Raw genomic sequence first — 13,601 nt, 5'->3', positions numbered from 1 at the left:
AAGTAAAAAAAGGGAAATTATGGGAAGCGCAAACCCACGTTACTACTCGATTCCGTCAATGTGGCAGGGATCGGGTGGTGATGTCAGAGAATAGTCTATTAAAAAGCACTAGGCAGCTTCAGGATTACCAGAAGCGTCCTTCGACTGATTTCAATCAGATGATGGGCATTGGTAAGGAAGCGCACTGCCGTTATGTGTGGTCATATCGTATAGCAGACGATAATTCGCCTTGGCGAGCTATCGGTACACGTCAATCTGGAAAAAAGACGTGCAAGCTATCTCAATTCTATCTTGATGCATCTATCGGGCGTGATTGCTCGATGGACTGTTTTGTGTCACCTAATCAGTTTTTTGATTGGCGCAATTCAAAGCAATTGGCTTCACTGCATGCCAATTGGTTAGAGATTGATATCAATACGCCAGCTGGAACTACCAGGGAAACCAAAAAATCGCTTTCTAAAGAGCAGGAGGCTCAAGTAGTAAGTGAAGTATTTAATCAGTTGGAATCACAGGGCGTACCTCTGCCAACTGGCTATGTGCTATCGGGCTCCGGTGGTGTGCATCTTTACTGGATGTATGCCGGTGTTGATGCATATAAATGGCGTGTTGCTGCATGGCGAGATATCGCCTCTTCTTTAGTGGGTAAGTTAAAAGGTGGCAACCTTTGGCATGTAGATCTTGGCGCGAGTAAAGACCCTGCGCGAGTGCTAAGAATGCCAGGTTCAAGACACGGATCAACAAAACGAACTGTAGAATTTTATTCTTGCGGCGATGTATTTAGCTTTGAAGAACTTGCAAAGTCTTTAAATGTTCAAATTGCAAAACCTAAGCACCTCACGTTAGTTCAGCCTATTTCTGCCCCCGCAAGACCTCGTAAATCACCCCCAAAAGATCCAAACGTATATAAAAACCCTAACGGTGGGAAACATACGATAGGTCAATGGTGGTTCAAGATATACACCCATATCCTTCAGCACATTAATAGTAACCCTGTAAAAGAGGGGATGCGCGATAGTACGGCGTTTATATTGTTTGTGGCGCTAAGGCATATTCAAGATGAAGAGGCTGCTTACCAGCGAGTAAGACAGCTTAACGAGCGTCATATTGGCCTAACGGACGAAGAACTAGGCAAATACCTGAAGACAGCAAAAACAACGTTATACAAATACAAAAAGGATTCAATAGCAGACTATCTGCAACGCCAATTAGGTATGGATGTTTCATTTCTGTACCAAGACAAAACCAAGCTTACCCCCGAAGAAGTGAAGGCTGCTAGACAAGCTGCTGCGGTGTCTACGGCCAAGAAGAAAGCCGAATCAACTCTAAGTCGCATCCTACGTGCGGCCAGGGAGCTTCTAACTCAAAATGTCACCCCAACTCAAGTAACTGTAGCTGCGATTTGTGGCCGGAGTGAAAGAACGGTTAGACGTTATTGGGCAGAGGTAATGAATCATCCGGTAATTAGGTCCGCTTCTATATATTCCCCCCCACAGATATGTCCGGTAGGTGAGTAAAAATGGATTATTGGTTTAATAAAGTTTGTACACTGACAAAAAAGTTTGTACACAACATGGACTTGGAATAATAAAGTTTGTACATAAAAAAAATAATAAGAAGAAAATTATTATTTCTTTGGGCCTGTGGAATTCGTGAATTAAGCCGTGAGTGTGGTCAATGCGTGTGGGTAACTTGTGGTCGGCTTGTCCGTCCATGAGTTATCCATATGCTTGTCCATACGGTAAGGCTGTTGCGCGTAGCGTAAATTCACAAGTCCATAGGTCATAGCTTTATATCTTTAGAAATTAGGCATGCCTAATTTGAATTGACAGCATAGACAGTTCTGACTATGTTCGTTGCTATATTGTAATATGGGTTTCTACTTATGCAAAATTACTTGGGTGCTAAAAATGGTAGCGGTGTTTATCAGCGTATTGTGCAACTCATCCCGCCACATGATACTTTTATAGAGCCTTTCCTTGGTACGGGTGCTGTATTACGTCACAAAGCGCCTGCTCAACGTGATATTGGAGTTGATTTAAACCCTCGTTGCCTTTCTTCTTTAGATCATCCCAGCGCTGAACTGGTTCATATGTGTGCCTTTCAGTTCTTACGTGATTTTGATTTTCAAAATAATGGTCGCGTTTGTCTTTATTTAGACCCTCCTTATTTACCTAGTACGCGAACCAGCAACGCTCGATATGAGCATGAGCTTACTGAGGACCAACACATTACATTGCTTGAGTTAATCCAGTCATTACCGGCTAATATCATTCTTTCTGGATACCCTAGCGATTTATATGATTCTGTTCTCGTTGACGGTGCAGGGTGGTGGTCCGATACCTTTCAGGCAATGTCCAGGGGAGGGGTGCGAACTGAAAAGCTTTGGTGCAATTTTATTCCTGGGGAAGTTCATTATCATACGTATGCGGGAAAAAACTTTACAGATAGGCAAAGAATTCAAAGGAAAGCGGATAGGTGGGCAGCTAAAATAAAGAAGTTGCCTATAGGTGAGCGCCAAGCAGTTATGGCCGCGATGATTCAGGCTCTTTCAGAAACATAGTCATAAATAACTATGCCAGCTGCAGCTGGCATAGTAGGTATCGATAGGGAGTTGAAATTATTATTCAGTCTGGTTGGTTAACTTATCTATTACTTTATCTTGCTGTATTAACCGGCGCTCTTTGTCTGCATTATCTTTAGCTAGTTTTTCATTATCTACTTTCAACGCTGAAAGTTTATCTTCAGAGCCCTTTCTAACAGCTGTTAACTGAGTTTCTAGTTCTCTTATCTTATCTTCAAGTTTGCCAGCTCGTTTTTCACTTTCTTCCATTAACCGGCGATAATCAACCGTACTGTTGCGTAAATCTTCGATTTGTTTTACATCACGTTCGGTATTAGTTTCTAGTTTAGCAATTGTGGCCGCTTGCTCAGTGATTTTCTGATTAGCAACCTGAAGTTCTTGCGTTACTCTGCGCTGATTTTCTTTTACTTCTGTGACGTATTTTTCATTATTTTCAAGTTTAAGCTGTGATTTAGCTATTTCAGTGCGTAGCGCTTCGTTAGTTTCAGCTAAATTCGATTTATCTTTATCGAGTTGATCAATGCGATTCCTGAGTTCTGTTTCAATTCGTTGATGAGTATTGGCCTTTTCGCGGCATTGTTCTTCGAGCTGTTTGATTGCTATTTGGTTTTGCTCTAGTAATGCTTGCTGTCTATGATATTTCTCTTCAATACGTTCCAGATCTTCAATTGCTTCTCTGGCCTGTTCCCTGGCTTGTTCCGCAGTTTCTCGCCACCGCTTTTCTGCTTCCGTATTAAACCGGCTGAATTCTTCTAAAAAAGACTGAGTAAACTTTTCAGAAAAACCAAGTCGCTCCATTAGCGATTGCTGGTTTGCTTGCAGTTCATCCCGCCACGCTTTGACGTACTTATGCATGGTGCTGGTACTGCTTACATCTGGAAGAAGAGACAAAACAGCTCTTACGCTGATTTTTTCCCCTTTGCCGTACAAGTCATTACATATCTGATTAACTCGCTCTTGTAGATCTGCATTCATCATTTTCGCCCTCACTCTATCGATAAATCGAGTCTACAATATAAACAAACGAACAACAAACAATAAACGAACGGTGTTCGTTCGTTTTTTTTGTTCGGGGTATTGTATCCCAGTTAAAAGTCAGTTAATGTATGTTTAACCAATACATACTGTATGGTTTATAAAACGGGTTTAAAGCCCACGCTCTAGGAGTTAATTATGGAAACTATCACACCGGTTAAGCCGTCCTTTGTCTTGAAGAAGGTGGCTAAATCATGCGTTCACTCAAATGAAAAGGGTGGAGTCGGCAAAACAACAGTTGAATTCAACCAGGCATACAGACTGGCTGAGCAAGGATATCGAGTATTAGTTGTCGATTTCGACGGTCAGCGCAATATGAGTAAGCTTTTACTGGGTTCAATCAAAGAGGTTGAATGGGTAGAGAAAAACGGCTTTACATCAGCTGAGCTCTTCAACTCGGATTTGAAGCAAGACGATATTGTTATGTATCAGTCTCCAATTCATCAAAACCTTCATGTTATACCAGCGCATAAAGAACGCATTGCAAATGTGCTTGCAGCTGGGCGAGAGGCAAAAAGTCTCATCGGGAACCCAAAGAAACATCTTGATAAAATTGATGTTGATTACATTCTTATTGATACGCCGCCATCGCTCGGTGTCACTCAGTTGGCCGCAATCAATACCGTTGATTACATTTTCGTGCCGGTCACAATTGATGATTTTTCAAACGAAGGTCTGATTTCATTATTAAAGACTGTCAAGGCTGTTAAGACTGGTTTACGTGCCGGTGTACAGATTGGCGGTGTTTACATTAACTTCTTTAAAAAGCCAACTACTCGTAAAGGTGAGAATCCTTACGCTGATATATTGGCTCAGATTGAACGAGATTATAAGCAGTTGTTGATCCCAAATTATTTGCCGGATTCCCTTAGTATCAAAGAGGCGCGCATGGCCGGTAGAGCGTGTTGGGTTAGCCCTCCAAATGGTAACGCTGCCACAGTAGGCCGCGCATTCCGAAACGCTATTGACGCTATTAACGACAGAATTAAGTAAGGGGATTGGTCATGAGTAAAAGTAATTTAGACACTGGTGGTTTCATGGATCTCATTAGTGGTGTTCAAGGTGGTGACGTTGAATATGGTGTTGAACTACCTATTGATGATGTTTATCCAGATCCAACACAACCACGTACAGAAGGCCTTGATGATGCTGGTATTATGGGGATTGTAAACACTTTTCCCATAACCGGAGGAATTATTTATCCGCCTCTTGTTGAAGAGCAAGAAGATGGGCGTTACATGATTATAGACGGTGAGCGTAGATGGCGAGCTGCCAAATATGCAGGCCACGATACTATCAAAGTCAGTGTTCGATTAAAAAGCTTTGATACTAAGCATGCTGTCCAGGTGATTTCTAATCAAAGTGCGGTAAAGCTTGCACCTAAAGATTTGGCTAAATCTTATGAGGTTCTGAAAGCTGCGGGTTTAACTCAGAAACAAATTGCGGATTGCGATCCTAATAAGTCTGTTGCTGACATTTCTGAAATTATGCAATTGAACAAGCTGGGGGTGGATAAAAATCTTAACTTCATTGATGAGTTATACGAAAAGGGTGTTTGCAGGGACTATAGTACCTTGGCTGTATTGATTCGTTTAGCTCGCAAAGATGCTGATAAGACTAAGCAGTTAATTGAATGGGCAATTCAGAATGATAGCCTTACTAGAAAATGGGCGAAATCGCTGAGTGTTAAAGATTTAGAAACGCCTATCGATGACCAAATTGCTGCGCTTGAAGAGCGTAAAGAACACGAAAAGCGTCCTAACTCAAAAACCCCTACACCAGATGGAATGACCGGTGGTGAGAACGAACTTGAAGAAGAGTTTCAGTTAGAAACCGAACAGGATGGAGTTGAACCGGCTGATAAAGTTCAGTCGGAAAAAGTTGATAAAAAGTCTCAGGCACCGGAATCTAACGATGGTGAATCGGAAGATGAAGAATCTGAAGAAACTCCATTTCAGAAAAAGCGCGTGACTGAAATCAATGTTATGCATAACTCAAAGGTCGCCAAGTTGTTATTAGATCGTGCAGACAAGGAAGAGGGGTTTGCTTGGATTCAGTATGACAATAGCGAAGAGCCAGCCGTTCGCGTTGATGTGTCTGAGCTTGCTCTTATTTTTGTGGGTTAGGTTATGAGGGTCAATCCTAACGCTTGGCAAAACGCAATGGGACTTCGGGGCTTCTTTGCCTCGGAGTTCTTGAAATATCATGGTCCTACTGATTCGGCTGCGGGTATTTGCTTAGTTGAAAAAGCAAAGAGTTTTGGTTATTCAGAACGCGATAGAGCTGTGCCAGGGCGTACTTTGCGGAATTGGATGGGCGGTGAGTCTGTCCCCCAATGGGCAGTAAAAACAATGGTTCGTTATGTCTTGTCGAAAGGGTACGTCCCCGATAGTGATGAAGAGCTTGATGCATTACTGGTTTACCTATTGGTAGATGTTTCAGACGACGAAGTAAATGATGTCTTGTCAGTAACTGGTCTGAGCAACCTAAACCCCAATGAAGTCGAAAGCGCCCTTGGCAGAATAATTAGGCATGCCTAATTTTACTCCTATCAAATAAAACCCCTCGAACATCGGGGGTGTTTTCTTCGCCCTCCTTTTCTCTAAGTATGATTCAATTGCTCCACTAACTATCAAAGTGGGGTTTTAAATGTCCAGTAGTACACGGCTTAGAGCCCAGTTGATCTCTGAAATTGAAGAAATTCTTGCTCAAACAGATGAGTTGAGGCCTTTTCTTTCTGCGTGGTCTGTAATAGAGCAGAGGTTTCGGGGGGTGGCTGACGTGGATGAATCTCTTGATCCTGTAATGCAGGTTCATTGTCAACTTATGAAAGAGCAGACGCGAACAGCTCTAATTACTGAAGAGTTATTCTTTAATTGGTTATGCAGACTACCTGTTTTGAATAAAAACATTGTTTGTAAATCTACTGGTAAGGTGTGGGAACCACTGATGGAGTCTTTTGAGGATTTCAGGGCGCATGCTGGAAATGTAGTAGCCAGTGATTGTTTGAATAACAGCGAAAAAATTTATGAATTTCAATTATGGGTGGTGCAGTTATGCAACTGGGATGGCCTTGGAGCAGAAAGCAGCGTGAGCCTGCATTAGATGTAGTTCCATTAAAAAAAATAATAGCGGTATCAGATGAATATTGGGAGGCTTTATATTCCCCAATTATAGATTCTGTTGCTCGCTCTTTAGGCGTATATGAAAAACAAAAAGGTAAACTGTATTCTGATTATGTTGATCAGTTTGTTCGTTTGGTCCGGAGAAGTAAGGGGACTGTGCAGGATGACCCGCTTTTAGTGCATCTTCATACGTTCAGCTTGTCGATTGCGTTTTCATCTTTATATGTGGCAAGGCTTTGCCATTCCTTTGAGTTTACTGCCATTTCTAAGGGCAAAAAGACAAAAGGTGAGCGTTCGCACTTCTATCCCTGGATGAATGTGCCAGTAGAATGTGAAATTAAATTGTCTAAGGTTAGTCGCCTTTATCCCGCTTATGTCTACGCGATATCCATATTCAATGCGATGATGAACGATACTGGATGGAAGTGGTTACACAGTAAGCCTGATGTTTTGAAAGGTTTGATCGACTCGATTTATAGTAATGGTGAGAAAGGGCTTTTTTCAGGAATATTGGCCGACATGCGAGCAGCGCCAATAGGTCGGTCTGTTGAAAATATTCCTCAAGTTGAGATTTCAGAATCTGTGCCTGTGGAAAATGAAGACCCTGAGAAAAGTGATTCGTTAGACGATCTGATTAGTGGCCTCGGTGGTGGCGACGATAGTGTTTCACTAGATGAACTACTTGAAAGTAGTAATCAGTCTAAACAAACAGAGGAAAACAAACCTGTAGCTTCTGAAGAAGTATCAAGTAATGATGGCTTAGATTTGTCTATTTTTGATAATGAACCTGATGGGGAAAATACTGATCAAGCGCCATTAGAGTTGCAGGACGCAACTGATAATCAAGTCGCACCAATAAGTGATAACTCGCCAAAAGTCGTATCGTCAGCTGAAAGTAAATCATCAACCCAAGAGGAAGCGCCGGTAAATTCGTCAGCTGATGCTTTGGATGAATTTACAGCTTTTCTTGCAGCAACAACATCGTCGCCAGGTCCTGATCATGTTGCTGAAACCGGAGAAGATAAATTGGACCCGAATGAAACACAAGGTACGAGTAAAGTACCAATTTCAGACGTTGAGCCTAGTGATTCATCGAGTAATGTTGACAATACAGGGATAAATGAGGATGAATCGACATTGCTGTTCAGTTCGGAGTCATCTATCACGACTGATTTGTTGAAATGGTGCTTGGCACAAGTGAGTGAGTTTCCATCGCAAAATGGTGTTCACGTCTTAATGCGAGACAATAAAAAGGTAATTGTTGTTGAGCGAGATAAAGGCGTGATGGAATTTGTTCGCAGTGACTACGATCTTGATAATGAGGCAGCATACAAAACGGTGGCAGAGGAAGTATTAACAGATCTCGAAATGTCACAATCATGGGTTGAAAATGAAGAGGGTGGAGACATTTGGGAGATATCGATACAAGATGAAGTTGTGAATGTATTGTTGCTAAATGTACAAGTACCTTCTTCCTTTCAGTCCCTGGATGCAAATACGTATGCTTGGGTGGTAAAAAGGGATGAAATTGCTTAATATAGGTATGAGAAATAATACTAAAGTATTGAAAAACGTCCTTAAAACAGGTTATTAGGACAAATACTGTCGTATTTTTTTGACTAAAAATGTGGATAATTCCTGTTCAATTTGATCACCCGCGTATATAATTGTTAGTGGGTTTTTACAATTTAATGTGGGAAAGCAGTATGGACGCACATGCATTTGCGCGTACTCCATACCTAGTACGTGCGCCTCTATTAGTGAGGGAAATACTGCTGGCTCTTCTATCCGAAGCGGATAATAGTCAGCATCCTCTTGTTGGTGTTTTTGGGTATGACGAAAAAACGTTCGACTTTGTTAGGCAAGGAACTTCATCGTCTTTATTGAAGCTTGCTAATAACTACGTGAAGGCGAACGCTGTCACTTTTGAAGTGAATGAGCGGTTGCTCAAAACGCTTCTTAAAAACATTGGGTCTGAACAGGTCCCAATTTGCCGCGAAGCAACTGAAATGGACTGTATTTATGGTCATCGTCAGGTTGTTCGTGAGCTTGTCATGTTTATGGCCGACTCTTTGGCCGATACTTTTACATGCGCGAATATGGATGGGATCATTAAATTTGACCCTGAAGTTCGTCGTATGCTTTCCCGCGCCGATGCGCGAAAACTCGAATGGTTAGCTAATCAGATGGTTGAGCGCCGTTGTGTCAAATTCGCTTTCAATAAAGATAAGATACGTGAACGCACCTATTCCCATATGCGCTATGAGCGTAGAGAGGGGATTAAGGATATCTTGGTGTCGAAGAAAGCGACTTACGCAATGATGTCTTTTCTTTTTTCTGAGGAAAATGAAGACTCTGTGAAAGCTCGTCGTTTCCGTTTGGGTGTTACGCCCCTTAAAGGTCGGCCTAAAACGGCTCCCCCAAGCGATTACGCAGACTTTATTTGTTTATGGACAGCTAACCAAAAAATGTCTGAATTAGAGCGTTTTCTTATGGCACATCGTAAATTTGGGTATGGATTCGATGTGTTGTGGTCGCTTTATCAACGTGCGGAAGATAGTGGTGAGTTCGACCAACGCATCTTGGATGCGGTTAATAGGGAACCAAATGTAGCAAAATTAGGCATGCCTAATTAGGCTCAAGAAAAACCCCCCGAAAGTTCCCCTAGCTTTTCGCTGAATCAAATCGAAACTGACGCTATTGTAGTGTCAGTTTTTTTTTATGTGGTGCAGAAATGAAATTATATCTCTGTGAAAAACCTAGCCAGGGTGAGGACGTTGCCAAGTTTTTGGGGATGTCACCTGTTCATAAGAAGCAGGGATATTACCAGAATGGTGACGTTGCTGTTACCTGGGCGAGAGGGCATCTATTTAAGTTGCAGCCGCCAGAGCATTATACGCCTGAGCTAAAGAAGAAGTGGGCCTTCGATAAATTACCGGTAGTGCCTGAAGAGTACAAATATGCTTTAGATGTAAAAGCTAAAGCACAGTGGCGTGTTATTAAGGGCCTATTGAAAAAGGCGAAAGAAGTCTATATCGCTACGGACCCTGATCCAGAAGGTGAGTGTATTGCTCGAAATATTCTCAAATTTGCCTCATATAAAGGTGATGTATTTAGAGTGCTTTACGGTTCTACAGATAAAAAAACCTTAACTAAAGCGTTCGCTAATCCATTACCTAGTTGGGAAACTGAGTGGATGTATCATTCTGCCCAAGCGAGAGCAATGGCAGATTGGGTTGTGGGCATGAACCTTACAATGGCTATGACATTGGTTGTTCAAAAGCTTGAATCATCCGGTGGCTTTAAAAAGGCATTCCCTGTTGGTCGTGTTAAAACCCCAGCTGCAATGCTGGTGTATTTGCGTGAGCAAGCAATTAAAAACTTTAAGCCTGTGAAATATTACGAGGTTGAAGTAGATGTTTATACGCAGGGTGGTGATCAGTTTACGGTGTCCTGGGAAATTCCTGAGCGCGGATTAGTTGATGGCCGGTTGCTTGAGCGAGGCTATGCTGAAAAAGCGGTAGAGTACATTAAGGCGCAAAAGGTAGGAGTGATTGACTCCCTTACGAAAGAGGATAAGAGTAAGCAACCTCCTTTGCCTTTTGAATTGACATCCCTTCAATCGGCCTGTGAGAAGTATAATATCAGTCCGGATGAAGCGTTAGAAATTGCACAGTCACTTTACGATAAGCCAAATTCCGCAACTACTTACCCGCGAACAGATACACCTTACTTAACCAGTGGTCTAGCTGACGATATCAGTGAAACTGTCACGCACTTGGTCAAGTTGGATGCCTTCAGTTCTCTATCTGATAAGCTTGATCTGAAGCGCCGTACAAAGGCGTGGAATGATAATAAAGTTAAAGTGCATTATGGGATTATCCCAACGGTAACAGCGCTTAACTTTTCACGTCTGACAGATAAGCAAAAAGCCGTCTACTTGATGGTAGCGAAGCGTTATCTTGTTCAGTTCTTGCCGGATTACGTATACGAAAGTACGAATGTAGGTATCAAATTCGGCAATCTCACCTGTAAAGCTACTTGTAATGTTCCTAAATCCTTGGGCTGGCGTTCTATTGAAGAAGGTGAAGATGAGGCTGGCTTACCTGAGTTGCCAGCATTAAATCGTGGTTTGAAAGTCGGTGTTAAAGAAGTTCGCATTGTTGAGAAAACCACAAGAAAACCGTCACGTTATACGCAATCATCCTTAGCGAAGGCAATGGTAAATATTTCATCTGAAGTCGAAGACGCTGAGCTGAAAAAGTTGCTTAGTGATAAGGATGGTATTGGTACTGTGGCTACACGTCCCGCGATAATCAAAGACCTTATTAAATCAGGCCTTCTAATGGAAGAAAAGCGCCAATTGAAGCCCTCCCGCTGGTTTGAAAAATATATGGTCCATGTGCCTAAACAAATGAAAGAGCCTGCAAATTCAGCGCTGTGGGAACGTGGCTTTCAAGCTATCAAAGAAGGTCAAATAACAACTGATAAATTCGTTGAATTTCAAGCCAAGTTTGTTCGTGGTGCGGTCAGTGAATTGCACCAGGTATTTTCGGAGATCAAATAATGAAAAATGAGGTTCTAACTTCAATAGCGTTTGGAATAGCAATTCTGAGCGCTTCAGTGCATGCGGAACAAGTAGTCACTGACCGGTATACATTAATTACACCTACACCGGAAGCTAAAGAAATTGACCCGCTATCGGTCAATATCCAATTGTCATTCCCGCCAAGTGTGAAAACAGTGCGTGATGCAGTGAATTTTGTGCTTATGAATTCTGGTTGGGTACTGGCACTTGATAAGTCAAACGATGAGGCGCTTGGCATTACGCTTGACCGTCCATTGCCACAGGTACACCGCAAGCTATCCCTAATGCCTCTGCGAACTGTTCTGCAAGTATTGGTAGGGCAGTATTACGTGCCTGTTGAAGATCCACTTCGTCGCATTTACACATTTGATTTAAAAGATGAATACAAAGGTTTGGTGAACCATGACTGATAGAAATATTGAACAAGAAGAAGCCGTTGCAGACGGTTTACCGGAGCTCGAAGGTGCGAGCAAAGATAAACCGAAGGCTGGCAAGAAAAAGCCTCCTATTGGCTTTGTGGTTGGTTTAGTGGCCTTGCTGGGTGTCGCTGGTTTTGGGATTCAATACGCCATTAACCACTTAGGTATTTTTGAAAAAGAACCACAGGTTGTAGAAGAGCCGCCTGTGCCGGTTGTTTCAAATGACGTTATGGATAGTCCTTCTGGAAGTGATTTTTTAATTAACGATCCAGCATTAGCCGGTAGTTCAATGATGGCTGGTAATGACGCGAATAACACTGATACACAAACGCAGGACATTCAAGCTGATATCCCTCCCGAACAGTTAAAGGGTATTAATGACTCACTGGTTATGCTTGCTGAAGAGGTTGGCGCTATTGCTGGTCAGTTGAATAAGCAGCAGGATTCGTTAATTAAGGTGATGCAAAATCAAAATGCTTTGCTAAAGCAGTTTGAAATGGAAGTAGCGAGGCGCGAGGCCAATGACGAAACGTTAACGAATAACGTTAAGGAAAATCAGCGGTGGTTAGGTGGTATTTCTAATCAGCTAAAAGAAATTGGTGTTGATGTTAAAGAAGCGTCTCAGGAATTTCCTATCGTTGTTTATAGCAAAAACGTATGGGGTGATGACGTTTTCTTAACGGTTGCTCAAAAGGTTGCACCTGATCAAACAAGTTTCCTTCGTGTCGGTGGCATTGTTGGCCGTTGGCGCTTAGTTGAAATTTCTGAGCATAAGGCTCTATTCGAGCATTTTGAGGGCAATAGAAAAGAGGTGATGCTATGAAGCGTATTTGTTTAATTTTGCTGTCAGTAGCGACCTTGGGCGGGTGTGCGTCGAGTTACGATACTCAACAGTCTACTTTAGCTGTAGATGATCGTATTGATGTTTTACAGGCCTCAGTTTCAAATCCATATCCGGAATGTGATGCATCGAAAGAATATCGTCGCGTTGCAAATCTTAGCGTTGAGCGTTCTGAGCGGGTTTATCTTCAAGAGGGGGCTTTATGTCAGCGTTCAGATTAAGTGTTTCTGCTATTGCTTTAGTGGTCAGTGTGGGTGTATTTGCTAATCAGTCTAATGAGTCGCCTTCCCCGACCAAAAAAACTGATACTGCGGTAACGGAAAGTTCATTAACTAAAGCGGATATTGTTCATGCAAAACAGTGGAAGCTAACTGAAAAAGAATATGAGCGTTATAAGCAGATCTTAAAATCCCCCCGCGCTTATTTTACGCCTGATCTGGATAAAAACCCTTTACTCGCATTGGCGCTTGAAAGTGAGTCTGAAATAGATAAACAGCGCTATGCAGATAAGTGGGTTCAAATTCAGTTTGAAAACAATATCAAGGTGATCAGTTGGCAACTTGAAGTAAATGAAGCGTGGGAACGTGCGTTCCCTGGTGTGCCAAGGTTTGCGTATAAAAATCCTGAAACGTCTCATTATGCGGTGTCGAATATGAATGCGCCGGTCGCTAAATCCAATATGTCTGACATATTCAGTGCCGCAAACAATCAGCCATCATTAGATGAACTTTTACAGGGTAAGCCTAGAGCGCAATTATACCTTGCTATTGGCAATTGCGATGGATGTGTTGAAGCGTACCAGCGCCAGTATGAATTGCTCAAATCGGGCAAATATTCCGGCCTTGATATCCACTTTGTTGCCGAACCAACAAAGGAGCAGATTATTGAATGGGCTAAAGCTCGTGTAGTAGATAGTGGTCTTAACGCTGCTGATGTTAATCAAAGTCGTGTTGTGACATTGAATACTGCAAAAAAAGAAGTGAGCAAAGTGCCGTTTGTGGAGTTTGATTAG

14 protein-coding genes are annotated in these 13,601 nt (G+C 42.3%); 13 read left to right on the top strand and 1 reads right to left on the bottom strand.

What is annotated here, in order from left to right; all coding sequences use genetic code 11:
- The first annotated feature begins 80 nt into the window (after window positions 1–80).
- Window positions 81–1,514 (top strand): hypothetical protein, encoded by a 1,434-nt coding sequence (locus tag PSH41_RS17190; RefSeq protein WP_273589605.1) that lies wholly within the window; start codon window positions 81–83, stop codon window positions 1,512–1,514.
- Between the two features lie 368 nt (window positions 1,515–1,882).
- Complete coding sequence (locus tag PSH41_RS17185; protein ID WP_175079817.1) at window positions 1,883–2,560, top strand: DNA adenine methylase; 678 nt, start codon at window positions 1,883–1,885, stop codon at window positions 2,558–2,560.
- A gap of 60 nt (window positions 2,561–2,620) precedes the next feature.
- Here PSH41_RS17185 and PSH41_RS17180 read toward each other — a convergent pair whose 3' ends face one another.
- Complete coding sequence (locus PSH41_RS17180; protein ID WP_273589606.1) at window positions 2,621–3,559, bottom strand: DNA-binding protein; 939 nt, start codon at window positions 3,557–3,559, stop codon at window positions 2,621–2,623.
- Window positions 3,560–3,754: 195 nt separating this feature from the next.
- Between PSH41_RS17180 and PSH41_RS17175 the strand changes: the two genes are divergently transcribed.
- From PSH41_RS17175 to PSH41_RS17125, 11 genes are all read left to right on the top strand, one after another.
- Window positions 3,755–4,609, top strand: coding sequence for a ParA family protein (locus tag PSH41_RS17175; RefSeq protein WP_273589607.1), 855 nt, complete (start codon window positions 3,755–3,757; stop codon window positions 4,607–4,609).
- 11 nt (window positions 4,610–4,620) lie between these two features.
- Window positions 4,621–5,742, top strand: coding sequence for a ParB/RepB/Spo0J family partition protein (locus PSH41_RS17170; RefSeq protein ID WP_273589608.1), 1,122 nt, complete (start codon window positions 4,621–4,623; stop codon window positions 5,740–5,742).
- A 69-nt stretch (window positions 5,743–5,811) separates the two neighbouring features.
- Window positions 5,812–6,156, top strand: coding sequence for a hypothetical protein (locus PSH41_RS17165; RefSeq protein WP_273589609.1), 345 nt, complete (start codon window positions 5,812–5,814; stop codon window positions 6,154–6,156).
- 109 nt (window positions 6,157–6,265) lie between these two features.
- Window positions 6,266–6,721, top strand: a complete 456-nt coding sequence (locus PSH41_RS17160) for a hypothetical protein (RefSeq protein ID WP_273589610.1) — start codon at window positions 6,266–6,268, stop codon at window positions 6,719–6,721.
- Window positions 6,658–8,277 carry a hypothetical protein gene (locus tag PSH41_RS17155; protein WP_273589611.1) on the top strand — a complete coding sequence of 540 codons (1,620 nt, stop codon included), beginning with the start codon at window positions 6,658–6,660 and terminating at the stop codon, window positions 8,275–8,277. The genes PSH41_RS17160 and PSH41_RS17155 overlap by 64 nt, the downstream gene beginning before the upstream one ends.
- Window positions 8,278–8,447: 170 nt before the next feature.
- Complete coding sequence (locus PSH41_RS17150) at window positions 8,448–9,377, top strand: hypothetical protein (RefSeq protein ID WP_273589612.1); 930 nt, start codon at window positions 8,448–8,450, stop codon at window positions 9,375–9,377.
- Between the two features lie 98 nt (window positions 9,378–9,475).
- Window positions 9,476–11,308 carry a DNA topoisomerase gene (locus tag PSH41_RS17145; protein ID WP_273589613.1) on the top strand — a complete coding sequence of 611 codons (1,833 nt, stop codon included), beginning with the start codon at window positions 9,476–9,478 and terminating at the stop codon, window positions 11,306–11,308.
- Window positions 11,308–11,739, top strand: coding sequence for a PFGI-1 class ICE element type IV pilus protein PilL2 (gene pilL2 / locus PSH41_RS17140; RefSeq protein WP_273589614.1), 432 nt, complete (start codon window positions 11,308–11,310; stop codon window positions 11,737–11,739). Before PSH41_RS17145 ends, pilL2 begins: the two co-directional genes overlap by 1 nt.
- The gene (locus tag PSH41_RS17135) at window positions 11,732–12,571 is read left to right on the top strand and encodes a hypothetical protein (RefSeq protein WP_273589615.1); all 840 of its coding nucleotides are present in this window, start codon (window positions 11,732–11,734) and stop codon (window positions 12,569–12,571) included. The genes pilL2 and PSH41_RS17135 overlap by 8 nt, the downstream gene beginning before the upstream one ends.
- Complete coding sequence (locus PSH41_RS17130) at window positions 12,568–12,810, top strand: hypothetical protein (RefSeq protein WP_273589616.1); 243 nt, start codon at window positions 12,568–12,570, stop codon at window positions 12,808–12,810. The genes PSH41_RS17135 and PSH41_RS17130 overlap by 4 nt, the downstream gene beginning before the upstream one ends.
- Entirely contained in the window at window positions 12,792–13,601 is an 810-nt protein-coding gene (locus PSH41_RS17125; RefSeq protein ID WP_273589617.1) for a hypothetical protein, read from the top strand. The genes PSH41_RS17130 and PSH41_RS17125 overlap by 19 nt, the downstream gene beginning before the upstream one ends.

The sequence above is a fragment of the Pseudoalteromonas sp. CST2 genome, from assembly GCF_028599385.1.
Taxonomy (GTDB): Bacteria; Pseudomonadota; Gammaproteobacteria; order Enterobacterales; family Alteromonadaceae; genus Pseudoalteromonas; species Pseudoalteromonas atlantica.
Note: the sequence above shows the minus strand (reverse complement) of the source record. Positions and strands in the feature narration are given on the sequence as shown.

Coding starts and splice junctions, on each gene's coding strand:
- PSH41_RS17190 (WP_273589605.1), top strand. CDS start 81: ATGTCAGAGAATAGTCTATTAAAAAGCACTAGGCAGCTTCAGGATTAC.
- PSH41_RS17185 (WP_175079817.1), top strand. CDS start 1,883: ATGCAAAATTACTTGGGTGCTAAAAATGGTAGCGGTGTTTATCAGCGT.
- PSH41_RS17180 (WP_273589606.1), bottom strand. CDS start 3,559: ATGATGAATGCAGATCTACAAGAGCGAGTTAATCAGATATGTAATGAC.
- PSH41_RS17175 (WP_273589607.1), top strand. CDS start 3,755: ATGGAAACTATCACACCGGTTAAGCCGTCCTTTGTCTTGAAGAAGGTG.
- PSH41_RS17170 (WP_273589608.1), top strand. CDS start 4,621: ATGAGTAAAAGTAATTTAGACACTGGTGGTTTCATGGATCTCATTAGT.
- PSH41_RS17160 (WP_273589610.1), top strand. CDS start 6,266: ATGTCCAGTAGTACACGGCTTAGAGCCCAGTTGATCTCTGAAATTGAA.
- PSH41_RS17155 (WP_273589611.1), top strand. CDS start 6,658: ATGGGTGGTGCAGTTATGCAACTGGGATGGCCTTGGAGCAGAAAGCAG.
- PSH41_RS17150 (WP_273589612.1), top strand. CDS start 8,448: ATGGACGCACATGCATTTGCGCGTACTCCATACCTAGTACGTGCGCCT.
- PSH41_RS17145 (WP_273589613.1), top strand. CDS start 9,476: ATGAAATTATATCTCTGTGAAAAACCTAGCCAGGGTGAGGACGTTGCC.
- pilL2 (WP_273589614.1), top strand. CDS start 11,308: ATGAAAAATGAGGTTCTAACTTCAATAGCGTTTGGAATAGCAATTCTG.
- PSH41_RS17135 (WP_273589615.1), top strand. CDS start 11,732: ATGACTGATAGAAATATTGAACAAGAAGAAGCCGTTGCAGACGGTTTA.
- PSH41_RS17130 (WP_273589616.1), top strand. CDS start 12,568: ATGAAGCGTATTTGTTTAATTTTGCTGTCAGTAGCGACCTTGGGCGGG.
- PSH41_RS17125 (WP_273589617.1), top strand. CDS start 12,792: ATGTCAGCGTTCAGATTAAGTGTTTCTGCTATTGCTTTAGTGGTCAGT.